The organism is Xenorhabdus mauleonii (genome assembly GCF_900113945.1).
GTDB lineage: Bacteria > Pseudomonadota > Gammaproteobacteria > Enterobacterales > Enterobacteriaceae > Xenorhabdus > Xenorhabdus mauleonii.
Genome location: NZ_FORG01000013.1, coordinates 75,463 through 99,626 on the forward strand (window position 1 = coordinate 75,463; position 24,164 = coordinate 99,626).

20 protein-coding genes are annotated in these 24,164 nt (G+C 42.8%); 6 read left to right on the top strand and 14 right to left on the bottom strand.

What is annotated here, in order from left to right; all coding sequences use genetic code 11:
* The first annotated feature begins 66 nt into the window (after window positions 1–66).
* Complete coding sequence (locus tag BM100_RS13255; RefSeq protein ID WP_092511700.1) at window positions 67–4,560, top strand: type I polyketide synthase; 4,494 nt, start codon at window positions 67–69, stop codon at window positions 4,558–4,560.
* Between the two features lie 256 nt (window positions 4,561–4,816).
* Here BM100_RS13255 and speD read toward each other — a convergent pair whose 3' ends face one another.
* Window positions 4,817–6,322 (bottom strand): adenosylmethionine decarboxylase, encoded by a 1,506-nt coding sequence (speD, locus tag BM100_RS13260; protein WP_092511702.1) that lies wholly within the window; start codon window positions 6,320–6,322, stop codon window positions 4,817–4,819.
* 1,449 nt (window positions 6,323–7,771) lie between these two features.
* Here speD and budC point away from each other — a divergent pair.
* Window positions 7,772–8,527 (top strand): meso-2,3-butanediol dehydrogenase, encoded by a 756-nt coding sequence (gene budC / locus BM100_RS13265; RefSeq protein ID WP_092511775.1) that lies wholly within the window; start codon window positions 7,772–7,774, stop codon window positions 8,525–8,527.
* Between the two features lie 146 nt (window positions 8,528–8,673).
* Here the strand turns inward: budC and fliR are convergent, their stop codons facing one another.
* From fliR to fliF, 13 genes are all read right to left on the bottom strand, one after another.
* Entirely contained in the window at window positions 8,674–9,456 is a 783-nt protein-coding gene (gene fliR, locus BM100_RS13270) for a flagellar biosynthetic protein FliR (RefSeq protein WP_092511704.1), read from the bottom strand.
* Between the two features lie 2 nt (window positions 9,457–9,458).
* Window positions 9,459–9,728 carry a flagellar biosynthesis protein FliQ gene (fliQ, locus tag BM100_RS13275; RefSeq protein ID WP_092511706.1) on the bottom strand — a complete coding sequence of 90 codons (270 nt, stop codon included), beginning with the start codon at window positions 9,726–9,728 and terminating at the stop codon, window positions 9,459–9,461.
* Between the two features lie 152 nt (window positions 9,729–9,880).
* Entirely contained in the window at window positions 9,881–10,627 is a 747-nt protein-coding gene (fliP, locus tag BM100_RS13280) for a flagellar type III secretion system pore protein FliP (RefSeq protein ID WP_420855324.1), read from the bottom strand.
* Window positions 10,628–10,637: 10 nt separating this feature from the next.
* Window positions 10,638–11,204: a flagellar biosynthetic protein FliO gene (gene fliO / locus BM100_RS13285; RefSeq protein ID WP_092511708.1), complete on the bottom strand. Its 567-nt coding sequence runs from the start codon at window positions 11,202–11,204 to the stop codon at window positions 10,638–10,640.
* Between the two features lie 2 nt (window positions 11,205–11,206).
* Window positions 11,207–11,614 (bottom strand): flagellar motor switch protein FliN, encoded by a 408-nt coding sequence (gene fliN, locus BM100_RS13290; protein ID WP_092511710.1) that lies wholly within the window; start codon window positions 11,612–11,614, stop codon window positions 11,207–11,209.
* Complete coding sequence (gene fliM / locus BM100_RS13295) at window positions 11,607–12,614, bottom strand: flagellar motor switch protein FliM (RefSeq protein ID WP_092511712.1); 1,008 nt, start codon at window positions 12,612–12,614, stop codon at window positions 11,607–11,609. Before fliM ends, fliN begins: the two co-directional genes overlap by 8 nt.
* 5 nt (window positions 12,615–12,619) lie before the next feature.
* On the bottom strand, window positions 12,620–13,096 hold the full coding sequence (fliL, locus tag BM100_RS13300) for a flagellar basal body-associated protein FliL (RefSeq protein ID WP_092511714.1): 477 nt from the start codon (window positions 13,094–13,096) through the stop codon (window positions 12,620–12,622).
* A 217-nt stretch (window positions 13,097–13,313) separates the two neighbouring features.
* The gene (locus BM100_RS13305) at window positions 13,314–14,738 is read right to left on the bottom strand and encodes a flagellar hook-length control protein FliK (RefSeq protein ID WP_092511716.1); all 1,425 of its coding nucleotides are present in this window, start codon (window positions 14,736–14,738) and stop codon (window positions 13,314–13,316) included.
* Window positions 14,735–15,181, bottom strand: a complete 447-nt coding sequence (fliJ, locus tag BM100_RS13310) for a flagellar export protein FliJ (RefSeq protein ID WP_092511718.1) — start codon at window positions 15,179–15,181, stop codon at window positions 14,735–14,737. Before fliJ ends, BM100_RS13305 begins: the two co-directional genes overlap by 4 nt.
* Window positions 15,182–15,225: 44 nt before the next feature.
* A complete protein-coding gene (fliI, locus tag BM100_RS13315; RefSeq protein WP_092511720.1) occupies window positions 15,226–16,590 on the bottom strand; it encodes a flagellar protein export ATPase FliI in 1,365 nt (454 codons plus the stop codon).
* Window positions 16,590–17,294, bottom strand: coding sequence for a flagellar assembly protein FliH (gene fliH, locus BM100_RS13320; protein WP_092511722.1), 705 nt, complete (start codon window positions 17,292–17,294; stop codon window positions 16,590–16,592). Before fliH ends, fliI begins: the two co-directional genes overlap by 1 nt.
* Window positions 17,287–18,279 (bottom strand): flagellar motor switch protein FliG, encoded by a 993-nt coding sequence (gene fliG / locus BM100_RS13325; RefSeq protein ID WP_092511724.1) that lies wholly within the window; start codon window positions 18,277–18,279, stop codon window positions 17,287–17,289. The genes fliH and fliG overlap by 8 nt, the downstream gene beginning before the upstream one ends.
* Complete coding sequence (gene fliF, locus BM100_RS13330) at window positions 18,276–19,973, bottom strand: flagellar basal-body MS-ring/collar protein FliF (protein WP_092511726.1); 1,698 nt, start codon at window positions 19,971–19,973, stop codon at window positions 18,276–18,278. Before fliF ends, fliG begins: the two co-directional genes overlap by 4 nt.
* Window positions 19,974–20,256: 283 nt before the next feature.
* On the opposite strand from fliF, the gene fliE reads away from it, so the two are divergent.
* The 4 genes from fliE to BM100_RS13355 all read left to right on the top strand — a co-directional run bounded on the left by fliE (window position 20,257) and on the right by BM100_RS13355 (window position 23,313).
* Complete coding sequence (gene fliE / locus BM100_RS13335) at window positions 20,257–20,568, top strand: flagellar hook-basal body complex protein FliE (protein WP_092511728.1); 312 nt, start codon at window positions 20,257–20,259, stop codon at window positions 20,566–20,568.
* Window positions 20,569–20,989: 421 nt separating this feature from the next.
* Complete coding sequence (locus BM100_RS13340) at window positions 20,990–21,202, top strand: hypothetical protein (protein WP_092511730.1); 213 nt, start codon at window positions 20,990–20,992, stop codon at window positions 21,200–21,202.
* Window positions 21,203–22,054: 852 nt separating this feature from the next.
* A complete protein-coding gene (locus BM100_RS13350) occupies window positions 22,055–22,399 on the top strand; it encodes a hypothetical protein (protein WP_092511779.1) in 345 nt (114 codons plus the stop codon).
* A 122-nt stretch (window positions 22,400–22,521) separates the two neighbouring features.
* Window positions 22,522–23,313: an OB-fold protein gene (locus tag BM100_RS13355; protein ID WP_092511734.1), complete on the top strand. Its 792-nt coding sequence runs from the start codon at window positions 22,522–22,524 to the stop codon at window positions 23,311–23,313.
* The last annotated feature ends 851 nt before the right edge of the window (window positions 23,314–24,164 follow it).

The window sequence follows — 24,164 nt, forward strand, 5'->3', positions numbered from 1 at the left end:
TGATTAATATATTGGTGAGTTTTATTCACTTCAGTGGTGTATTTATTGTATTGGTGACGACATATTATGAATAAAAAAGAAAGTCAGATTGATTATCAAATACCTCAGAAACTAACGGGCTTGGAAATCGCGATTGTTGGTGTTTCTTGTCAATTCCCCAATAGTCCAACGGTAGAAAGTTTCTGGAAAAACTGTCTTGAAGGTAATGATTGCATTACCCGTTTTTCTGATGAAACTTTAGCTGAAAATGGGGTTCCTGAGAATGAATATAAAAGCCAGAATTATGTCAATGCAAAAGGTGTGATTGAAAACCCTTTAATGTTTGATGCTGAATTTTTCCAATACAATAAGCGAGAAGCTGAATTACTCGAACCACAAATCAGGCACCTGCATCAATGTAGTTTTGACGCATTGGGTTCAGCAGGTATAGCACCTTCGGTTTATAAAGGAAAAATAGGCTGTTATTTGGCAGCCAGTGCACAGTTGCAGTGGCAAATGGCTGCTTATGAAGAAAGTAAACAAGATGCAGTCGGTTTATTTTCTGCATTTAGTCTTATTGAGAAGGATTTTGCCGCGACGCGTTTGGCATATAAGCTCGGTTTGACAGGGCCGGCAGTCGCATTACAAACGGCGTGTTCTTCTTCATTAACTGCCGTGCATATTGCCGCCCGTGCATTATTGCTGGGTGAATGTCAGATGGCTTTAGTGGCCGCCGCTGCTTTGACGTTACCTAATCAGCAGGGATATCTCTATTTGGATGGCATGATTGAGTCACCGGATGGGAAGTGCCGTCCTTTTGATGAACATGCCAATGGCACCGTTGGCGGAGAAGGTATTGGTGCCATTGTCCTGCAACCTTTGAAACAAGCCCTCGAAGAAAAACGTCCGATCATTGCTCTGATCAAGGGAAGTGCCATCAATAATGATGGTGCGCGCAAAGTGGGTTATACCGCGCCGAGTATTGAAGGGCAAACAGATGTGATTCGCAGCGCAATCACTGTATCTAAAGTTGATCCTAAATCAATTTCATATATTGAAGCTCATGGAACTGCCACTAAGCTCGGTGATCCCATTGAAATGGCAGCGTTAAAAAATGTATTTGGTGATTGTCCCGCGGGCAGTATCGCAATAGGGTCGGCTAAATCCATTCTCGGACATCTTGATAGCGCAGCAGGCATGGCCGGTTTAATTAAAACCGCGTTAATGTTGAAGAATAGGATGCTGTGCGCCAATCAATATTTCAACGCACCAAACCCTAAGATTAAGCTGGAATCGTCACCTTTTTACATTAATACGCAGAGCCAGGAATGGCACAGCCAATCGATCAGAAGGGCCGGAGTCAGCTCTTTTGGCATTGGCGGGACAAATGCGCATGTGATTCTTGAAGAAATGCCATATCAGATAGTGGAAACTGAAACGCCGGGGTCACTTACACTTTTGCCGCTTTCAGCCAAAAATGAAGCCAGCTTATCAATGATGGAAAATGAATTGCTGAAATTTTTGTCAGAGAAGCAATATAAATTATCTGATATTGCTTATACCTTGCAACAAGGACGGGAACACTTTGATTATCGCTCTGTACTGGTTTGCTCAGGGAATAAAGAAAATTATGCTTTATCTGATTTTATACGCGGCAAGGTCAAATATTCTGATAAAAAGATGGTCTTTTTATACCCAGGACAAGGAACACAATATCCGGGGATGACTTATGCATTATATCAGCAGGAACGTATATTCAGGGAGAAATGCCAGGAATGCCTATCTTTATTGCCGGAAGGTTCTAGACAAAAACTGTATGACTTTTTTGTGAATACGTCTGAGCAAGTGAATGTCTCTAACGAGATAACTCAATTAGCGATTTTTATTGTTGAATATGCGATGACGTCTTTATTCCAGAGCAAAGGTTTTCAACCTTTTGCTTTGCTTGGGCATAGCTTGGGCGAATATGTCGCAGCAACAATATCGGGGGTATTTTCACTGAGTGATGCTTTGTATTTGGTGAGTCAGCGAGCAAAACTCATTGAAACAATGTCACCGGGTGTCATGTTGAGCGTGTCATTGAGCGCAGAGCAGGTAGGTCATTATCTTAATGAAGAACTTGAAATAGCGGCAATTAATGGCAAAGAGTCTGTTGTTATCTCTGGTAATGAAAGGAATATTGGTAAGCTAGAATCATCCCTTCAAAATGACAATATTTATTGCAGAAGATTAAAAACCTCCCATGCTTTCCATTCCAGATCAATAGAGGAAATTCAAGCAAAATATGCGGATTCGTTAAACTCAGTGAATTTTGAACACCCCAATATTCCCATGATTTCTAATTTAACGGGTGTGTGGCATTCTGTGGAAAGTATCCGATCTCCTGAGTATTGGCTGGCACATCAGCGAAATACCGTTGATTTCCTGAAGGGATTGGAAACATTATCTGAGTTTAATGACCTCGTATTTATCGAAATGGGGCCGGGTAATACGTTATCCAGTTTTGTGCATAAGTATTATCAAAACGAGAGTAAAAATAAGCCGTTAATCATTAACATGATTAAGCATCCTAATTTGACTGATGATGATCATGAGTATTTCTATCGCCAACTGGGGAAAATAGGGTGCAATACAGAAGGCGTCGAATGGAAAAATATCGATCAACCAGAAGGGCGGTTGATTCATATGCCAGTGTATCAGTTTGCCAAAACAGAATATTCTAAACTAAGAGATAAATTAGTTTCTGGTTTAAACATTAACAGTGGCAGCAGCCAGGCGAATGAAAATAAACTTTACTCTCCGGGTTGGCAACGGGAACTTTATTATCAGGCAGGGAAAGTTCTGGCAGGGGAAGAAGCGCAATATCAACAAGTTTTTATCCTCTGTACACAAACAAATAATTCTTATCACCTGGATTTAAGCAAGACATTGTGGTCGCACAGTAAAGTCATTTTTATTGATAAGTTAGAAGAAATTAAGCCATTAACATCATTGTCTGACAGCACTTTTATTCTCATTCCTGAAAATGAACCGCAACAAGATGACCCTATTGAACATTATCTGCAATGGGTAGAGGCGCTTCGCGTCATTTTAAATCGACTTGAGTTACAGGCTGCGCAATTTGTCCTTTTTACCCCTGAGATTGAAGATGTATTGGGATATGAACGGCCTAATCCTGCCATTTCCCTATTAAAGGGATTGGTTCAGTCCATTTCCCATGAACATCAACAGCACCAAACTATGCAGATCGATTTTTCTGGAAATGAAGTGTCAGACAATCGATTGAATTCACTGATACGCGGGCTGGTTGAATCGGGTCAATGCGGTTTTAGTAAAAATGGTGTTAATAAATATAACCATGCCGCAATAAGACATGGTCAGTTGTGGGTGCCTGAATTTAAGGTGTTATCGACGGGTTCCCTGAATCAGGTTAAGAAAGAGCATGAATTACAAACAGGTGATTTAGTCTTTATCAGTGGAGGTCTTGGCGGTATCGGGCTAACGTTGGCAGAATCATTAGCAATTCAGTATCGCGCACGTCTTGTGTTGTCATCCCGTTCAAAATTCCCGGCGAGAGCTGAGTGGGGTTCAATAAAACAAGATCCGGCACAAATAGAAACGATTAAAAAGATTGAGGCTATTGAAAAAATAGAGCAATTTGGCGGCGAAGTTTATATCCATTCTGTTGATGTTTCTTGCAAAAAAGATCTTCATGCTTTGCTTCAATCTATTGAAAACGAATTAGGGCCATTTAGTATGGTTATTCATGCTGCCGGATCTGATGCAGGTGCACTCATTGTGCAACCTAATCTGATATTGCATCGGGACATCATGGCGGCCAAAGTTAATGGGGTGAATAACTTGCTGTCATATTTCAGTGACAAAAATTTGCGTACTATGCTGCTTTGTTCTTCTTTACTTGCTTATTATGGTGCATATGGGCAGTCAGCCTATGTTGCTGCCAATGCGTATTTAGAAGCTATTGCAGATAATCCTAATTACCCGTTCAGAATTAGCGCCATCTCTTGGGACAGATGGTTAGAGGTGGGAATGGCCGCTAAAAACAAACTGGATACCAACAAAACAGTTGGCCTGACTAACCGGGAAGGGCAAGAAGTCTTTCTTCAAATACTTTCTCATTACCCCAATCGATTTGCAGTATCCGTATTGCCAATAAAAGACAGAATGGAAGAGAGTGAACTGTTAAGATTAGATAATAAAGAGCATATATCCAATACAGAAATTTCTTATACCGAAGATTTGATAAAGAAAGTCATTCTAGAAGTCTGGGAACATCAACTGGGGTTGGTTAACCTTGATGAGAATATAAGCTTTTTTGATCTGGGCGCGACTTCGCTTGATATCGTTCAAACCAATGAGAGATTAAAGGAAAAATTAAAGGTAGATATTCCCATTGCCATGATGTTTACCTATAGTTCTGTTAATAAGCTCTGGTCAGCGCTACAGAATATGATGAATAAATCTTTCGGCAACACACATAAAGATAAGGAAGCCACAAATCAAAATAATAGAAGGAAATTAGCTAAAGATCGGGTAAGTAAAAAATTGAGGAATAGCTGAGTTCTGAAAGGTAGGAAATACTGACATTTTATTAAATGCCATTCATGCTTTATGATGAAGTATACGCGTCGTACTTCAAGGTGCATGTATTATCATCCCGCGACGCGGGATGATAATACGTTGCTTCCTGAAACTTGGAGTTAATAGGGTATAGATACATTTATTATTTTGTAACTGATTGCCTTTCACGTTCAGTTAATTAACAATCAGTTATTTTCTGGGTAAGGTGTTAGGAAAATATTTTCTGGTTTTAAAGTTAAACGCCTCTTTGGAGTATTTTATACTCATATTCCTGAGCATTAAGCTGCATATGCAATTCTGTTATAAATTCATCTTGGTGTTTAAACTCACTACAGACAAATAAATCAAGTGCGGCATAATGATACTCAGGCCATGTGTGAATCGTAAAATGCGATTCAGCCAATATTAATGCGCCACTAACACCCCAAGGCTTGAATTGATGAAAATTATGAGTAACAACATTCAATCCAAATTTTTGAGCAACTTCAAGCATGATTTTTTCAATGTCTGAGACTGATTTCAATATCCCTGCATTGCAATCTTTCATATCCACAATAATATGAGTGCCAAGTTGGCTTATATTAGTTGATGGATTTAACTTCTCTTGGCCTTTATATTGAAATTTATTGCCGTGACACTTATCACACGTTGCCTCGATAAGTTGTTCTATCGTTAATATATTTTTTCCAGACCCAATGGTTATCATGTTATTACATGATTTACATTGATAAAATTTTATACGAGGATTTAATTCACCTGTGTATATTTTATCGGAGTAGTCACTTTTACCTGAAATGATCGGATAGGTTTGTGGTGTCACAGAAAGAACATATAAGTCACTGACATTACTTATAATACTTCCCCCATGATATTTATTGAATTGTGGATAAATATTCTTGATAAGGAGATTTTGGCTATTGATTAATCGCTGTATCTCTTGGTTTTCCATTGGTTTTTTTTGACCAAATGAAAGCAAAATCTCACTGTTATCATTTTTAGCTAAACTGATTGCCCGAGATAAGAATAATTTTAATCCACTCAACGTATAAGGGGGATCTGTCCAAATAATGTCAAAATCTTTGTGGTAAACATTGGCTTTTTTTAGATCTAAGTATTCAGTGTGGATAACAAAATCATTTTGTTCCGCCACATCTTGGATAAACGTCAATAATTCTTGATCTATATCTTTAACAAAGATGTTTTTTGAAGAAGAGTGCCCCAGTTTTTTAAATGCCATCATTAAGGCTAAAGAAGTTAAATCATCATCGCCTAAGAATAAGATGTTTTGTTTAAATACGCGTGGGTTATTCAGTAATAACATGACCCTGCTTATTGATGTCTCTACTGTTGCATGAGCTTGGTCTAATAAGACATTAACTTGTGGTCTGTTATTATATATAGGTTCCAGTAATGCGGATAATTCACTTTTAAACTCTTCACGTTTTTCATCGGAAGAGAGCAAATTGTATTTATTGATATCTACTGATTTATATTCCAGTTCATTTTTAACATATTTTATGCCTGTGGGGTTTAATTTAAAAACACCTTTATTTTCTGCAAAATTATATTTTATTAATTCTTTTTTAAATGCGGATACTATAGGAATGGGTAAATTGCTTTTTAATGAAAGATCTTTGTTCGATTTGCTATCATATAAATATAAGCGTATCAGTAATGTTTCCAATACTTCAACGGGGTGTGATAAGTTCATATTGTTTTTTATAATATTAAGTATATTCATCGTAATCTCTTTTTACAAACTTTTATAATTTAATAATGTAATTAGTATGCTAGGGTATCCAAGTTATGTTTGAAATTGCCATTCCCGCACTTTCTAAATTCTATCATTTATCTTCCCAATAATTTTTATAAATATGATGGGTTATTGATATAATTTAAGATTATATAGCACCTGATAATTTTCAACCAGTTTCTATTAAATTTTTAATAATAACTTATAGTAATATGATGGAATCCTTGAATGGATAACCTATTAAACTGTAATTTTAGTTATAATAACAATTGGTTATTATGTGGGCGCCATAAAACTTAAGTTATGTGTAAGCTGTTACTATATTATCTTTGGCTCAATAAACCCTATTTTGGGGCGATTTTTTAATTTCTGGTATTCTTTGTAGGAAATTAGTTCTATTCGTTAATATAATCACTCGGGAAAATTATGGTTTGGGATTTTTTATAATTTTCAGAACGAAAGTTGAACTTAGTGTGTCCTAAGTGATTTTTTGCTGTATTAGCATCATATATTAAGTGAAGTATTGCAATGGGATAAATAAGAGAATATTGATTTAAATAACTCATTCGTTGATTTGTAATGTTTTTTCCAAGAATGATTATTTAATAGGTTTATCATAAATTTCATTCTCACTTTAATAACTTATTAAAATTGTTTTTTGCGCAATAATATTGGGTTGATCTATTTGTATCCCTGTTCGTTTGTTCAAATGAAAAGCCAAAATAAACAGCATTGACTGTAATACTGCGTAGTCTTAGAAGTACAATATAAATTGCTAGTATGACAACCATATGATATTTCAGATGGGAGCCTCTTTGGTGGCGTCGAAGCTTCGCAGTTCGGGCAACTTTGTCTAGGGTCGTATTGGTGTAAACCCGCTTTAGCTCGGCCTTAAAGACGTTTTATAACAGCAGCGAGTGACAGGAGAAGATTAAAATAACGGTGCCGATTGTTTGTATATGCAATGTTCTGAACATCATGAATGCGATACTTAGAAAGAACAAGAAATGGGATGAGTGTTACCATTAAATCACCCTGTATTTTAACTAAATGTTTTATTATTAATATATCATCGTATTTCAAGTTTAATTATGATGATAAATAACAATTTTTATTCAGGATCTGTGAAAAAATATGATGTTAAAAAATGTTAATCTGAGTTTATTTCAGGCAAGATTTATTTACTTTTCGATATTATCTCTATTTTAAACTAAAAGTTGATGAGATTTTATTAAGTGACTTTGAACGAGTTCAAAAAAATTGACTTCTTTCAGGCCGGAAATCTGATATCCTTTTATTTCGGTCAGTTGAATGTAGGCTATATTATCTGTTTTTTTGAAGAAAAAAATGCCATTGATAATAACTGATCGCATTTCTTAGAAATGACACTTATTAGACGAACCAATAATTTATTAGGCTAATGAGGATATCAGAATGATGAGATTTAAAGACAAAGTAGTCATTATTACTGGTGCAGGAAGCGGTATTGGTGAAGCGACAGCAAAACGCTTTTCACAGGAGGGGGCTATTGTCGTCTTAGCAGGGCGGGATACAGATAAGCTCCAGCGTGTACGCAGTGAATTATCATCGGACCAAGCTTTGGTAATCCAGACCGATGTTGCGGACAGAGAGTCAGCCAAGAAGATGGTTGATGAAACTATCCGGCATTTTGGTCGGATAGATATTTTGGTGAATAATGCCGGGTTGTACGTCGTTGGTGATTTATTGAGTGTCTCACAGGAAGAAGGCAACGATGTATTGGGAACGAACCTGAATGGCGTAATCAATTGTAGCTATTTTGCTTTGCCGCATTTGCTGAAAAGCAAAGGCACTATTGTCAATAATGCCTCTGTGTCAGGCTTAGGGGGTGATTGGGGGGGAGCGCATTATTGTGCAGCAAAAGGGGCAGTTGTGAACTTGACCCGCGCTATGGCTCTGGATTATGGCTCACAAGGGGTTCGCGTCAATGCGGTGTGCCCAAGCTTGGTGAGAACACCCATGGTTGCTCGCTTTGACGAGGAAACCTTAAAGCTATTTGATAATCGGATTCCGATGCAAAGAGCGGGTCAAACTGCTGAAGTGGCAGCCGGTATTGCATTTTTGGCAAGTGATGATGCCAGTTTCATTAATGGCGTGAATTTACCAATAGATGGTGGTGTCAGCGCTTCTAATGGGCAGCCAAATTTTAATTAATTGATGTGGGGATGAAGTAGGCTCCCGTCTGGGTGTAGGCGGGAGGATAGTTTGGTTGAAACCAGCATAAAAGCGATGTTTCAAAAACAATGTCTTAAAGCAAGGTGTTAAAAACAAAGTATTAAAAACAAAGTCTCAAAAGCAATTTATAGCACCATCTCATTAATGATTACCACCAGACGGTCGAAGATCTCTCCAAACAGCCGTTCTGTAAATGGCACCAGCATCGGAATGAGCAGGGAAAGCGTGAAAATCCCCACCGTCAGGGTTAATGGAAAACCCACCACAAACACAGAAAGCTGAGGTGTCATTCGGTTAAGAATGCCCAAGGAAAAGTTCAAAACCAGCAGCAAGGTGATCATGGGCATTGCCAGCATCATGCCGTTGACAAAAATCAAATTGGCGCTCTGGGCCAACATCAGGAAACCTTTCGGGTTCAACTGAGTGGCTTGGATAGGGATGGTATAGAACGTATCGGCAAGGATAGAGAGCAACCATAAGTGTCCGTCAAATGCCAGAAATAGCAGCATCATCAGCATATTCAGAATACGGGACAAAATAGGCATGTTCGGGCCGCCGGTAGGATCGAAGAAGGTGGCAAACGAAAGCCCCATCTGCAACCCGAGAACTTCACCGGCATGGCGTACCACTGCAAAGGCGATTTGGATGGTGAGCCCCAATGCTACCCCAATCAATATTTGCTGTATCAACACCCAAATGCCGGCAACGGAGAAAATAGGGATCTGGGGAGAGGGAATGTTGGGAACCAATAGGGCGGTAATCATCAATGCCAAGCCGATCCGGACTTTTATCGGCATTTGTTTCTCACTGAAAATCGGCGCTATGCTGAATAACGCCAACAGACGTACCAAAGGCCAGAAAAAATCACTGACCAGGCGCGAGAGGGTTTCACTGTCAAACGGAATCATGGTTAACCGATAATGGAAGGAATGCTGCTAAACAGTGTGCGCATGTAATCCAGTAGCAAATTCAGCATCCAGGGTCCTGCGACAACGATAGTAACGAAAACGGCCAGAATTTTCGGGATAAACGATAATGTCATTTCGTTTATCTGAGTTGCCGCTTGCAATAGGCTGATAATCAAGCCGCATATCAAGGCTGATAAAAGGAGTGGTGCTGCCAATGCCAATGCCACTTTCATCGCCTCAACACCGAGGGCCATTACCGATTCTGGAGTCATAATTTTCTCAAACCGTTTTGTTGTCTGTTCTCAATAAAGTTTCACGTTAAGTAAAAGCTGCCTATACCCAATGGATTTCAAGTTGCACTGTGGCGACAAGGGAACGAATTTACCCGGCCAACAACGAAGCAATTTGAAAGACGAAGGGGATATCAGACATAAAAACTCTGTGCCAAAGAACCAAGCAATAATTGCCAGCCATCCACCAAAACAAACAGCATCAGTTTGAATGGCAGTGATATGGTGGCGGGTGGAACCATCATCATCCCTAATGCCATCAAGACACTGGCAACCACCAGATCAATAATCAGAAATGGAATGAAAAGGGTAAAACCAATCTGGAACGCGGTTTTTAATTCGCTGGTGATAAAAGCCGGAACCAACACACGCATTGGAACGGAATCTGCCGTTTCAAATGCTTCCTGATCTGCCAGCCGGGCAAATAATGCCAGATCGTTTTCCCGTGTCTGGCGCAGCATAAATTGGCGCAAAGGCTGTGCCCCCTTATCCAACGCAGATTCTAGCGTGATTTTGTCTTCACTGTAGGGCAGGTAGGCATTTTGGTAAACTTTATCGAAAACGGGTGCCATGATGAAAAAAGTCATGAACAGCGCCAAGCCCAGCATCACTTGGTTGGGGGGAGCCGAAGGCGTTCCCAGTGCGTTGCGCAGTAAGCCAAGTACGATGATGATTCGGGTAAAGCTCGTCATCATCAATAACGCGGCAGGGATAAAGCCCAGAGCGGTGATGAAAATGAGGGTTTGTACTGGCAATGACCAACTTTGTCCGCCATTGGACAAAGGTTGGCTGATGATGCCAGGCAATTCGGCAGCGGCGTTCATAGGAAACAGTGGCAATAAAAATGCCGTAAGTAATGCTGTGAAACGTAATGCTGTCATAACAAAAACTCTACTTTTCATCATCGTCCTTGTTGTTCTTATTTTTTCTCTGGAGTGTATTTTTTAACATCTGGCCAAATGGCAACGCCTTGAGCACGGTATCCTTTTCCTCGCTCTCCGGTGGTGCGGGCATTTGGTGCAGCATACTGATCTGTTGGGATGTCACCCCCAGTACCAGCCAGCTATCTTCGATTTCGACTACAACGACCCGCTCTTTGGGGCCAAGGGAGCAGCTTGCCTTAACATTGAGCAACCGATGTTTTTTTGACAATCGAAGGTTTTTGGCAGGCGCCAGCCCCAGACGGCGGACTAGCCATGTAATGAAGAAAATCAGCAATAAAACTCCACCCAATGCGCTGCTGACTTGCATCAGTGTCTGGCTGGCAGGGAGAGGGGGATTATTGTCTGCTGGCTTGAGCGTATTGGCGGAAGACGTTGAAAGCGTATTTCCCGAACCGGTATTCGCAAAAGCGTTAAGCGCACTGAAAGTATTGCTGTCTGTAGTGTTAACGGGTACGGCATCAGATGCCGCACCACGTTGAAAAGAAGCGTAAAGGGAAGGCTGGTTCGCCATCATAGTTAACGACTCAAGCGACGCATGCGTTCAGAAGGTGTGATGATATCTGTGATACGGATACCGTATTTATCAGATACGACAACCACTTCACCTTGTGCTATCAAATAGCCGTTGATAAGAATATCCAACGGCTCGCCAGCCAGGCCATCAAGGGTAACCACTGAACCTTGTGACAGTTTCAGCAGCTGTTTGATGGTCATTTTGGTGCGACCTAACTCAACAGAAAGTTTAACGGGAATATCCATGATCAGATCAATATCGGAAATCTGGGATAACGCATCCTGCGGTTCCAGATTTTCAAATATTGATGCGCCGCCGTTAGAGGTTTGCTGTGCGGCCTGTTGTTCCAGCGCTTCTGCCCACATATCTTCAGTCGAGCTGGCAGCTGCGGGTTGTTTAGCATCACTCATTGGGCTTTTCCTCATCCAGAGCAGTTAAAACAGGGTTAATCAAATGTTCAACACGCAGGGCATATTGCCCGTTTAGTGTTCCATATTGGCTGGTGAGCACAGGCACACCGTCAACATGAACAATTAGGCGTTCAGGTTTATCAATCGGCAAAACATCCCCGCGTTTGAGTTCGAGGATCTTGGACAATCGCAGCGGAATATCGGCGAAGTTCGCTACCAGCTCTAATTCTGAGTGTTGAACTTGTTTCACCAGTATGTCTCGCCATTGGTTGTCTTCCTGACGGGCATTTTCCACCGGTGGATTGGTCAGAAGTTCGCGCAGGGGTTCAATCATGGCAAACGGAATACAGATGTTGAATTCGCCGGTCAATGCACCAATTTCCACCTGAAACGGGGTGGTAACCACGATGTCGTTCGGGGATGTCGTGATGTTGGTGAATTTCACCTGCATTTCTGAACGCACGTATTCCACATCTATTTTAAAAATAGAATCCCAGGCGTCACGGTAAGCGTCCAGCGCCAGTTTCAGCATCCGGTTGATGATCCGCTGCTCGGTATAAGTAAATTCCCGGCCTTCCACTTTTGTAGGGAAACGGCCATCACCGCCAAATAAGTTATCAACGGCGATATAGACCAGATTCGGCTCGAAAGCGAACAGGGCAGTTCCTCTCAATGGTTTCAGATGAACCAAGTTGAGGTTGGTTGGTACGGCCAGATTGCGGGCAAATTCGTGATAAGGCTGAATTTTGATGGCGCCGACCGTAATATCCGGACTGCGGCGCAGCATGTTAAACAACCCCATCCTGAATTGGCGGGCAAAACGTTCATTGATGATTTCCAGTGACTGCAAACGTTCGCGTACAACACGGCGTTGAGTATTGGGGTCGTAAGGGCGAACCTCATTCTCCCCAGACGCAGTTTGTTCCACGTCATCCGCAGAGGCACTGTCACCATTGAGCAGAGCGTCGATCTCTGCCTGTGAAAGAATATTGTCACTCATTGTGATTATCGCAGAATAAACGTGGTAAACAACACATCGGTGATATCTTGATTAGGCTCACCGGGTATTAGTGTCGGGTGTAATGTCTGTTTGATTTCTGCCACTAAATGCATCTTGCCATCATCTTTTGCGAGATCAGCCGCTTTCTGGCGAGATAACAGCAGCAGCATACGGCTACGAACTTCGGGCAGATAATCATGGAAACGCTGACGGGTTTTTTCGTCAGACAGACGCAAAGTGACGCCAACATAAAGAACACGATCGAAGTGCTCTTCGTTGTCAATCAGATTGACGGTAAAAGGCTCCAGAGTCATAAATACGGGAGTATCAATGACTTTGTTTTTTGCTGTACTGTTATTGGCTGATTGGTTCATTGCCCACCAGCTATACCCTCCGATGGCAGCACCAAGGACAGCAATCAGTATTAACAGTATCATCCAAATTGGATTTGTGCGTTTATGCTCGTAGCTATAATCAGACATGGACAGACAAATTCCTGTTTTCCGTTGCGGATAAGTTTCCGTGCATTCCGTGGCGGAACTCCTTATCCATCAAAATCGATATCAATTATCCCGCGTCTTTGTTCCGGCAATGGCAGGAACAAACGGGGAAAAAACCATTAACTCACACGTTTGTTATCGGCCCGTTTTCGTTTTATTCCAGTGCATAATGAAATTAGGCGAATAATCAGGTGGATTATTAAGCAAACGTATCAACACCTCCCCGGGTCGAGGCGAGTTGTTGAGGTGTCATTCTGATGGCTGATGCCGGGGCAGCCGTGATTCCGGTTGCGGCTGCCGGAGCAGGAACGCCAGCGCGGGAATCGGCATGGCTGCCGGTCTGATTATTGGCATGCTGATCTTGTTGCCAATTTCCCTGAGCATCACTGTTGACGCTGCTTTGGGCCAATTGAATGCCATTTTCCGCCAGAGCATGGCGCAAGCCCGGCAATGCAGCTTCCAAAGCTGTACGAACATGTTGATGGGCAGAAACGAAATGTAATTGTGCCTGATTGTCTTCAACGCTCATGCGGATATGCAATGCGCCCAGCTCTTGGGGATGCAAGCGAAGTTCAGCTTGTTGCAGTCCATTTCGGTTAAAAAACAGCACATGCTGATTGAGCTGTTGCTGCCACTCTTCGCTCCCAAGGTGGGCACTGAGTAAAGGTGACGTGGTACCGTTTAACTGGAATTGCCCCACGGATTGATGCCCGCCCGAAAGCAGGGGAGCCGCTGCCGGGATCACTGGTGAGTGAATCGAGGCTGTGTCCGTTGTGGCCGCCGTTAACCCAGATGGGGTTTGCACTGCCGCCTGAAGCTGGCCCAGCTCTTTGCTGTTTAATGACGAACCGGCTAAGGATGCATTGCTTGAAGATGTTTTGTTCAAGGATGCACTTTTAGAAATGGCATTGGCTTGCAAGGCATTGGCATACTCCGCTTTATTGGCGGTGAGTTTTTCTTTTCCGCTGCCTGATTCCAAGACAGCGCTGGAGTTGCTGTCGCTGCCGGTATCTTCATCCAACTCATTAGCATTGGATTGTTCAGCAAGATCGGCCGAAGTCAGTCTGATGTCTTTAGCGTTCTTACCCGATAACACGTCAATGGCTGCTTCTTCGCTATCCGGCAATTCGGCTGCCAATAATTCATTTTCCGTTAAGTCATCTGTAGTCACAGAAGACCCGGCAGCATTTGCATGAGAATTGACCAACCCGGCAATTTGAATGGGGATCATCGCACTTAATGCATCAGCAGACAGCAGCTCGTCATCCTTCAATACAGTAAATTCAGCTTTATCGTCCTGCGACTTGGCCCCTGCCTGCAATTTGCCGTCAGTCTTGCCGTCAATTGCAGCGTTATCTGGCGATTTCGCTGATCCACTTTCCACTGTTTTTTCATCGACAGTTTTGTTCGCGGTTGCTTTGTCAGCGGCAGATTTTCCCTCTCTCGAATGATGGCTATCTACCTGAGTCGCCGATTTCTGCTGCATAGAGGCGGTTTCTGCATTGAGAAGTTGCCCAAATTTAGAAGAATGGTTACCGCTCACGGGATCATGCAAAGCTGACGGATTTTTGTCCGTGCCTTTATCCGTGAATTTTAAATCAGTAGGCAAAAGAGTGAGGTTCATTGTTTCATTCTCCGTTGTGCACCACGTTGTGCGTACTCGTCCATTTGTTTTTGCTCCATGCGATTTTGGTGTAACTTCAAAGTATGCTCCGCCCGCTGTTGCAGTGTGTCGAAAGCATTCAGACGCTGCTGTTTTTCCTGCCACTGTGACATGGCTTGCTCAAGCCGTTTTTTCCATTGTTCGAGCTGCAATTTGTGCTGTTCAATTGCCATTTCCAGCGTTTTCATGAACTGCTGATAGTTTTGCCAAGTTGAGCAGGACATTCCGTTGCTGAGAGTGTTATTTAAACGGGTACGATATTCATCCTGATAATTCATTAACGCCGTCAGTTGTTGCTCCATTTGTTGGTGGCTTTGCCGAATTTGAGCCAGTTGCAATGCGGCTTTCTCCGCCGCATCTTGGGCAAGCTCACGCAAAGTCACTATAGGGGAGTGTTGTTGCATGTATTTCCTCGTTATTCTCCGGAAAAATGCTCATAGGCAAAACGTTATGTCGGCAATAATTGTTGAAGCTGCGTACAGGCCGCGTCATATTCACTGCGCTCATCAATGCCTTGTTGCAGGAACTGGGCTATGTGAGGATAAAGTTCAATGGCTCGGTCCAACAGAGGGTCACTGCCTGCCGCATAGGCGCCGACATTGATCAAATCCCGATTGCGCTGGTAGCTGGAAAGCAATTGTTTAAAATGCTGCACCCGGCGGTAATGGTCACTGTCAATCAGGGCGGTCATTGCACGACTGATGGAAGCTTCAATATCAATGGCCGGATAGTGGCCGGATTCAGCCAGTGAGCGCGACAGAACGATATGGCCATCCAGAATGGCCCGTGCAGAATCAGCGATGGGATCTTGCTGGTCATCACCTTCTGTCAGTACGGTATAAAATGCAGTAATTGAGCCGCCATCGCTGACTCCATTGCCCGCTCTTTCCACCAATGCCGGTAATTTGGCAAATACGGAAGGGGGATAGCCCTTGGTTGCCGGCGGCTCGCCGATAGCCAGCGCAATTTCACGTTGTGCCATGCTGTAACGGGTCAGGGAATCCATGATCAACAGAACATGTTTACCGCGATCGCGAAAATCTTCGGCAATGCGGGTGGCATAAGACGCCCCCTGCATCCGCAAGAGTGGTGAAACGTCAGCGGGGGCGGCAACGACAACGGAACGTGACAGCCCTTCAGTTCCCAAAATATTTTCGATAAAGTCTTTGACTTCCCGTCCACGCTCACCGATAAGCCCCACGACGATAACATCTGCCTGGGTATAGCGCGCCATCATGCCGAGCAGCACACTCTTACCCACACCCGAACCGGCAAACAGTCCCATGCGTTGCCCACGACCAACGGTCAGGAGGGAATTGATGGCCCGAACGCCAACATCCAGCACATCGCTAATGGGCGTTCGTTGCAGGGGGTTGATTGGGGTGGTTGTCAGGGGAGCGCGGTAGCCTGTATCGGGTGCGGGTAAGCCATCAAGAGGGCGACCTGCGCCATCCAGAACCCGGCCAAGCAGCTCAGGCCCCAGAGGCAGACGGCGTCCGCCCCCGGCCTCTTCGCCATAAGAACGGGTATAGACGCGGGCACCCGGCACAATGCCTTCCAGCTCTTCCATTGGCATCAACAGCATTTTTTCGCCGTTGAAACCAACAACTTCGCTTTCGACTTCTTCAATGGTGTTGCCATTTTGGCGTTCGATAAAGCAAGTCGCGCCAAGCGGCATGTACAGGCCAGTGGCTTCCATCACTAAACCTGTCGCGCGGGTCAGGCGCCCGTAACGGCGCACTTTGGGCGTTTTTTCCAGACGTTTTTCCAATGAATCCAAATTTGCCAGCCAGCGTCCAAGTCTTGCTGTCATCACAATTCTCCTGATGCTGCCAGACGGCACATTTCGTGCCAGCGAGTGGCTAAACTGGCGTCCAAGTCACCTTCGTCTGAACTGATTTTACAGCCACCCGGATGCAATTTATTGTCCGCGATCAAACGCCAGTTATGCAGGGCCAATATTTCCCCCAGTTGTTGTTCAACCAAGGGAATATTTTGTGGATGGACACGTAATTGTGGTTTGCCACTGAACATCGGCTCTTGCTGGATAAACTCACGTATCTGGTTCAGCAGGGCAGTGCCGTCACAGACCGCAGGCTGCCCCAGGATATGGTTGGCCGCAGTCAATGAAAGTTGCATCAAGCGTGAAGCAATCACGGTATCCAAGCCATCCATTGAATGACTGAAATCCGCCAGTAATGCTTTCCACTTTTCGATAATAACTTGCTGCTGTTGGTTGGATTCTTGCAAGCCTTGCTCCATTCCGGCCTGTCGGCCTTCCTGAATGCCTTGCTCATAACCTTTAGCCTGACCTTCTGCAAAACCTTGCGCATGGCCGGCCAGACGAGCCTGTTCTTTCAGCTCGTCCAGCATTTTTGCCTGTTTCAAAAGAAGCTCTTGTTCAGTGGGTTCCTGTTCCTCATCCATTGAGTCCAGTTTTACCCGCAGAGTTTCCCACTGAGTCAATTCATTTGGCTGCCAAGGCTGCCAATTTCCATTATTCGACTTATCAGACATAGGTATCGTCACCACCATTCAGGATCATTTCGCCGCTTTCCGCCAAGCGACGCACCACAAGCAGGATGGCTTTCTGTTCTGCTTCCACCTGAGACATACGCACAGGGCCACGGCTTGCCAAATCATCACGCATGATTTCAGCAGCACGCTGCGACATATTGTTGAGGAAGTGATCGCGCAATGCCTGATCGCAACCCTTCAATGCAATAAGCAGGGAATCGGTGGTAATTTCTTGCAGCAGGCGTTGAATGCTGCGATCGTCCACACCGATAAGGTTTTCGAACAGGAACATTTCATCAATAATTTTCTGAGCCAATTCGCCATCGTAAATACGAACAGCATCAATGACACTCTCTTCCTGCTGACTTTTCATCAAGTTAATGATTTCTGCCGCAGTACGAACACCACCCATTTTGCTGCGTTTCAGGTTTTGGCCATCCAACAGGTTATTCAGTACTTCCGTCAGTTCAGCCAGAGCGGCAGGCTGTACACCGCCAAAGGTGGCAATACGCAGCATGACATCATTACGCAGGCGATCATCGAACAAGGCCAGAATATCGGCAGCCTGACCACGGTTCAGGTGAACCAGAATGGTCGCGATGATCTGCGGATGTTCATCGCGGATCATATCTGCTGCCATTTGTGGTTCCATAAAGTTGAGGGTCTCGATGCCTGTCGTGGTATCACGGGATTCAAGGATATCCTCAAGCAGGCTGGAAGCCCTTTCTTCACCCAAGGCCTTAACAAGTACACTGCGCAGGTAATCATTGGCGTTGATGCTGAGGGCAGCATACTGCCCCGCATCTTCTTCAAACTCCGCCAGTACTTCAACCAGTTGCTGGTTTGAGACTTGTCTCATCCCCGCCATTGCAATACTCAACTGTTGCACTTCCCGGGAATTCAGGTGCTTGAACACCTCGGCCGCCTGATCTTCTCCCAGGGTCATTAACATGACGGCACTTCTTTCTGTTCCGGTCAGGCTCATTGTTCGTTACTCATCCATTGACGGATCACCAGCGCGACGACGCGAGGATCTTTTTCTGCAAGTTCACGGATACGCTGGCTTTGAAGTTCAGCATTGACTCGTTGGCGAGCCATCTTACGGCGCATTTTTTCGTCCATTTCAGCATTGTTTTCTGTCTGCTGTTTCTGCTGATTTTTCTGCGCGTCCAGGGCGGCTTTTTCCGCAGCACGTTTTCTGGCTATTTGCGGAACGATCATCTTACGCCACAGCAGCCATGCAACCAGTGCCAACAGCAACCAACGACCCGCATCCCACAGTTTTTCCAACAGAACAGGGTGCTGCCAGATTGGCAGGGTTTCTATGACTTCGCTGGTGTTATTGAACGGCGTATTCACCACGTTCAGGCTGTCGCCACGCGCAGTAGAGAAGCCCATTGCTTCACGGGTCAATGCTTCTATCTGTGTCAATTGTTCTGGTGTCAGCGCTTTTGTTTCAGGGCCATTTTCTCCCTGAATTGAGGCATAGTTGATAACAACAGCAACCGAAAGACGTTCTACCGCGCCAGCTTGTAACTGAGTATGGCGAATGGTGCGATCCACTTCATAGTTAGTGGTTTCATCATAACGGTTGTTGCGATTGTTGCTCACCATGCGCTCATAGCTATTGTTTCTCGCATTGCGCGGCTGATCAGATTTTTCGTTACCGTTTTCTTTGGCGTTAGGTTTTTCAATCGGGGCGCTTGGCGCAGCACTTGGTTGGTTCGACAATGCGCCGGGGACACCGCCCACCAATGGCCCGCCACTTTGCTCGCTGGAACTGCTTTGCTTAGAGCGGACGGCAGCCTGATTGGGTGGCTGGTTAGGTTTGTATTCTTCCGCGGTTTCTTCACGACGGGAGAAATCAATCTGGGCTGTTACCTGAGCATGTACATTGCCACGACCGACAACAGGAGCCAGAATAGTTTCAATGCGATGCTGGAAACGATTTTCCACTTCCTGCGTATATTTCAACTGGGTGGTATTCAAATCGCGGCCCGTGGAATCGGCTTGTGTCAGCAAGCGTCCTGATTGATCCACAATCGTGACGTTACCGGCCGGCAAACCGGCAACACTGCTTGAAACCATATGCACAATGGCATTGATTTGTCCTTCATCCAGAACACGGCCTTGCAGTAATCCGACAGTGACGGAGGCGGATGGCGATTTCTGTTCGCGAACGAACAAAGAAGGCTTAGGCATGGCCAGATGAACGCGGGCGGTTTGAACAGGGCCGAGAGATTCGACTGTACGCGCCAGCTCGCCTTCCAGTGCTCGCTGATAGTTTACCTGTTCACTGAATTGGCTGATGCCGAACTTTTCTTTATCCAGTAGTTCAAATCCGGCAGCTCCCCCTTTAGGCAGTCCCTGTTGCGCCAGTTTCAGCCGGGTTTCATGTACCTTATCGGTAGGTATCATGATGGCAGCACCATTTTCGGCAAAACGGTAAGGAACATTCATTTGGGTTAATTGCGTGACGATTTCACCGCCATCCTTATCACTCAGATTGCTGTAAAGCACCCGATAATCGGGGCTGCGCATCCAGAGGAATAGGGCGACGACGATAGCGATGGCAGCAGAGCCAGCAACTAATAACGGAACTTTTGGATCAGCTTTTATCCTGCTGATAATAGCGCTGAAACCTTTATTTTGGTTTTCAACGTCGTTTGTTGCACTCATAGACGATCCTTGCCTTGCTGGTCAACATGAATACTAAAAGCGTGGCGTAACAAAACAGACTCCCCATACGCAAGCGAAAAGATTCTTCCTATTATTAATTCCATCATTATTCGCTGTTAACACCTCTTTTAATGGCACAATAAGCTTTGAATTTTTACTTCAATTAGCCGCTTTAGTTTGGAGGGGCTATGTTACGGTGGCAGCGTGGAAAACTGCCAACCAGCCCACGGCTAATATGGCACTTAATCACGTAATCAATAGGGTGATTTAACGCGAGGTTTTTATGTCAATTCAGGCAATTGAAGGTGTACTGCAACAAATGCAGGTTCAGGCATTACAGGCAGCCAATACGGCCAAGCCGATGCCGGTAAAGGGCGGATTTGCCAGCCAACTGACCACGGCTGTCGAAAAAATAAACCAAACTCGCTTGAGTGCAACCAAGCAGGCACAGGATTTCACGCTGGGAGTACCGGGGGTGGAACTCAATGATGTGATGGTGAATATGCAAAAGTCGAGTATTTCTCTGCAAATGGGAATTCAAGTCAGGAATAAACTGGTCAGTGCCTACCACGAAATTATGAACATGCAGGTTTGATTGATAAATATAACTTTATATCTTGGTATTGATTAATTGGGGCACATTTGGGGCCTGGCGAACTTCTCATTCAACAATTTAACTTGGTCATCGCTGTTTTCGGTCATCCATGCACCATACACATTATGAACCATTTGAGATGATACATGCCCCATCTGGCCTGCAATAAATAAGGGTTGGCATCAACAAGCACAGATATGTCGTGTCTGGTATGATTTTTTGAGTCTAACCCCGCTCACTTTATTAAAGCCTTCCAAATTTGCTTGAATCCAATGGATGAATAAAATTAAGTTTTTATCATTACAGCCGGATTGTCTCTCACTGTCGAAATATTTATAGTTATAGAATTCAATTATTCGGGATAACCGAATATGTGAAACTTTTATCAAATGACCATCGACAAGTATTATAAGGATTTAATATGTCTCAATTAGAAAAATTACCACTCGGTGATAAAACACCTCTCGTATTCATCTTGGGTGGGATATTTTTGCTTGTATCATCGATTTTTCAGTGGATGACATCTGACATCGGGGCGGACTGGCTATATAACTCAGTTGAAAGTTTACTGGCTATCTATTTTGTCTCTGTTGGGATCAGACTACGTAAAAAATATCAAAGCAATAACGAGTAAGTTTCAATTACCCGGAACTGCCGGATATTACGACCCGATACGAAAAAAATTCGTGAGTGCGAAGTTAGGGGATTCATGGGGTAGTCGAAGCCAGGAATCTCATGGCCGGAAGATTCGGTATGGAATCGGGCATAGGGAAGCGGATGATATCAAATCCAATCCGTAACTTTCTACGGGTTGGAGTTCTTCTTACTGTATTCTTTTTGTTTCGTCAGTTTGCCATGATAAAACATTGCGTTCAGAATCTACTTTATGTAAATCATGAATATAAAAATATAATTAATTCAATTATTTTTTCGGATAATGTATTATTAACTTATTGTACTTAAAAAATATTTTCACAAAATAATAGATTGATAATATAACAACAATATTGGATTGTTGAATTTAATTCTGCGCAATGTATTCATATTATGAATATATTTTGGATGATTTAGATAATTCCCATAAAGATAGCGATAAAGTATAAATCAGAAAAATTTAGTTTCACTTTGGGTGGTTTTATTGCAACGACTTAATTTAAATTTCAGATTAATATTTTGTTGGTATTTTTTATTTTTATATTAAGTATTGAATTTAATGCATATAACCATTTTCTTATTATGGTTAATTAACACCAAAAAATGTTAGATATTTTTGACATGAGCGAAATAAAAAAATATCATTTTTGTCGGATTCAGGACCACAACCACAATTACAAAAATATTGCTTTATATAAAGCAAGTATCAATAAAACTTAAATTTAACAATGCCAAGTTGGTGGAAAATTTAATATCCGGAAAAAAGGAAACTAATCCAGCCTCGTGTGGTGGACTCTTGGACATCTTGGCGCTTTACTCAGGGAATTTCGAAATGAAAGCATTAGCTATTATTGCGCTTATATTTGCCGCGCTATCCATATTTATCCCAGTAGGAGGGGTATTTATCGCGATGTTCTGTAGTGTTTTGGCGCTTATTGCATTTTATAAGAACCCGACATTGTCAGGTATCACTTTCGGAATTAACATCATTAATACGGCTTTTCTGTCACCAAGTATTGTAGCTACCGCTGCTTCAATGCTAAATGAAGGTGATGATGGCCTTGGGCTGTATGGCGTTTATGTTGGTTTCCATGTTGTTCTTTTCGTTCTGGCAATTATTCTCTCAGTCATTCTGAAGAAAAAAGCACAGAAGAAATCAGACGAAACAGCTGCGTGATAATCAAAAACTGATATAACAGTGGTATAAGAAAAAATTAATAACATTTATCGTATTGTACGATATTTATATGTTATGCATTTCCGCGTTGATTAATTAAATTGATATAAATGAGTATTTAAATGAAAAAGATATTGAAATGGGTAGGCATCATCTTTGTCGTATTGCTGGTAATCGGCATAATTGCTGGTAAAGATGAAAACTCATCAGAAAGCACTTCATCCAGCAGCAGTGCAATTAAATTAACTGAAAATGAATTAGATGTTGTTAAAAATATTATTCGTACAGATGTGAAAAATGGCTTTAACAATGGTGGCTCAAAATTAAACACGGATTATGTGGTTGTCTCTGCGAGAGAGATGCAAAGAACCTATGCCAGCAATGAGGCAAGAGGGGATAAGACCTATAAGGGTAAGAAAATTATCATCACAGGTATCGTTGATACTATCGACTCAAGCATTGGTGATATTCCGGTTGTGACTTTAAAAACAGGTGATATGTTCTATAAAGTTCACGTGAATTTCGACAGAAAGTACAGAGATCTTGCTGCTGACTTAGATAGAAACCAAAAAGTGACTTATGCCTGTGTTGGTGAAAGTGTCATTATTGGTTCCCCAACGGTAGGTGATTGTGTTCCGGTTTCAGTTGCTGAAGATAAGCTAGTCGACAAATTAGTATCATCTGTAAACAAAGCACTGAAAAACCCAAGTAAGGCGACAGAAGAAGACAAGAGCATGATCATGTTTGCTAAAATTGCTTCTGTTTCAACGGATGATTTTAAAACATGTAAAGCGACAGATGTAAAATGCCTGTCTTCAAGTATTGATAAATATGGCAAAGATAATCTGGATAGCAACGCAGAATTAAAAGCGCTGGCTGAAAAGTTAGGTTTACATTCTGAAACAAAACAGTAAGTTTGAAAGCCCCGTTTATTTCGGGGCTTTTTTGTCATTAGAAAATAGTAATGTAATTCTTTACATTGAATTATTGATGAGCTCAGGAACAACCATAATCACCATCAGCAGCATATTCATCAGGATCCATTGTGTTTATATCAACCTCCCAAATTTTACTGTATGCTTTTTTTAGTTTGCTGATTTATTATCGCATGATATTGAATGCGTAATAGGTAAATCGATATTTCTTTAATGTTATTCATTGTTGTTCTCATTATTCTAGTGAATTTTTATTGTTTTAACTTAATGTATTACTTATACTTCTTGTCAACCATCAATATTTATAGCTGTATTAGCTGTCCCTATAGTAGTTTCCCATTTGATGCTCTTATGAGTAACTTCGTCATATGTAATTGAATAATGTAAATTAACTCATGCTCTAGTACCATCTTCCCATGAATTAGCTTGGGCTAAATCACAATATATACGCGTCGTACTTCAAGGTGCATGTATTATCATCCCGCGACGCGGGATGATAATACATTGCTTCCTGAAACTTGGAGTTAATAGGGTATAGTATATTAAATACATGGTAATGATTTTGGGTGCCGGATAATAAAGCAGGAGGGTGGTATTTGTTTTCCGGCCTCTCAGCTGAATCTATCTTCATAAATAAAGTTCAAGCTGAACCCAGCAGAGGAAGTCCTTTAATTTGTTCAACAAGTTTTAATTTTTGATAGTAATGCACTGTTTTTTTATATATCAATGTGATTTATTTTTCCGGCTCTATTGTTAGGGCGATCTGGTATTGTCGTGGTAACTTCATAATCTCTTTCGTTGAGCGTGATTGTGTTTTTTATTATATTCAC

What these genes read in the sequence shown, in the direction of transcription:
- fliR (WP_092511704.1), bottom strand. Translation starts at nt 9,456, where the DNA reads ATGATTCCGTTTGACAGTGAAACCCTCTCGCGCCTGGTCAGTGATTTT.
- fliG (WP_092511724.1), bottom strand. Translation starts at nt 18,279, where the DNA reads ATGAGCCTGACCGGAACAGAAAGAAGTGCCGTCATGTTAATGACCCTG.
- BM100_RS13355 (WP_092511734.1), top strand. Translation starts at nt 22,522, where the DNA reads ATGAAAAAGATATTGAAATGGGTAGGCATCATCTTTGTCGTATTGCTG.
- budC (WP_092511775.1), top strand. Translation starts at nt 7,772, where the DNA reads ATGAGATTTAAAGACAAAGTAGTCATTATTACTGGTGCAGGAAGCGGT.
- BM100_RS13340 (WP_092511730.1), top strand. Translation starts at nt 20,990, where the DNA reads ATGTCTCAATTAGAAAAATTACCACTCGGTGATAAAACACCTCTCGTA.
- fliH (WP_092511722.1), bottom strand. Translation starts at nt 17,294, where the DNA reads ATGTCTGATAAGTCGAATAATGGAAATTGGCAGCCTTGGCAGCCAAAT.
- fliO (WP_092511708.1), bottom strand. Translation starts at nt 11,204, where the DNA reads ATGATGGCGAACCAGCCTTCCCTTTACGCTTCTTTTCAACGTGGTGCG.
- fliN (WP_092511710.1), bottom strand. Translation starts at nt 11,614, where the DNA reads ATGAGTGATGCTAAACAACCCGCAGCTGCCAGCTCGACTGAAGATATG.
- fliM (WP_092511712.1), bottom strand. Translation starts at nt 12,614, where the DNA reads ATGAGTGACAATATTCTTTCACAGGCAGAGATCGACGCTCTGCTCAAT.
- fliE (WP_092511728.1), top strand. Translation starts at nt 20,257, where the DNA reads ATGTCAATTCAGGCAATTGAAGGTGTACTGCAACAAATGCAGGTTCAG.
- fliJ (WP_092511718.1), bottom strand. Translation starts at nt 15,181, where the DNA reads ATGCAACAACACTCCCCTATAGTGACTTTGCGTGAGCTTGCCCAAGAT.
- BM100_RS13305 (WP_092511716.1), bottom strand. Translation starts at nt 14,738, where the DNA reads ATGAACCTCACTCTTTTGCCTACTGATTTAAAATTCACGGATAAAGGC.
- fliI (WP_092511720.1), bottom strand. Translation starts at nt 16,590, where the DNA reads ATGACAGCAAGACTTGGACGCTGGCTGGCAAATTTGGATTCATTGGAA.
- fliL (WP_092511714.1), bottom strand. Translation starts at nt 13,096, where the DNA reads ATGTCTGATTATAGCTACGAGCATAAACGCACAAATCCAATTTGGATG.
- BM100_RS13350 (WP_092511779.1), top strand. Translation starts at nt 22,055, where the DNA reads ATGAAAGCATTAGCTATTATTGCGCTTATATTTGCCGCGCTATCCATA.
- fliF (WP_092511726.1), bottom strand. Translation starts at nt 19,973, where the DNA reads ATGAGTGCAACAAACGACGTTGAAAACCAAAATAAAGGTTTCAGCGCT.
- fliQ (WP_092511706.1), bottom strand. Translation starts at nt 9,728, where the DNA reads ATGACTCCAGAATCGGTAATGGCCCTCGGTGTTGAGGCGATGAAAGTG.
- fliP (WP_420855324.1), bottom strand. Translation starts at nt 10,627, where the DNA reads ATGACAGCATTACGTTTCACAGCATTACTTACGGCATTTTTATTGCCA.
- speD (WP_092511702.1), bottom strand. Translation starts at nt 6,322, where the DNA reads ATGAATATACTTAATATTATAAAAAACAATATGAACTTATCACACCCC.
- BM100_RS13255 (WP_092511700.1), top strand. Translation starts at nt 67, where the DNA reads ATGAATAAAAAAGAAAGTCAGATTGATTATCAAATACCTCAGAAACTA.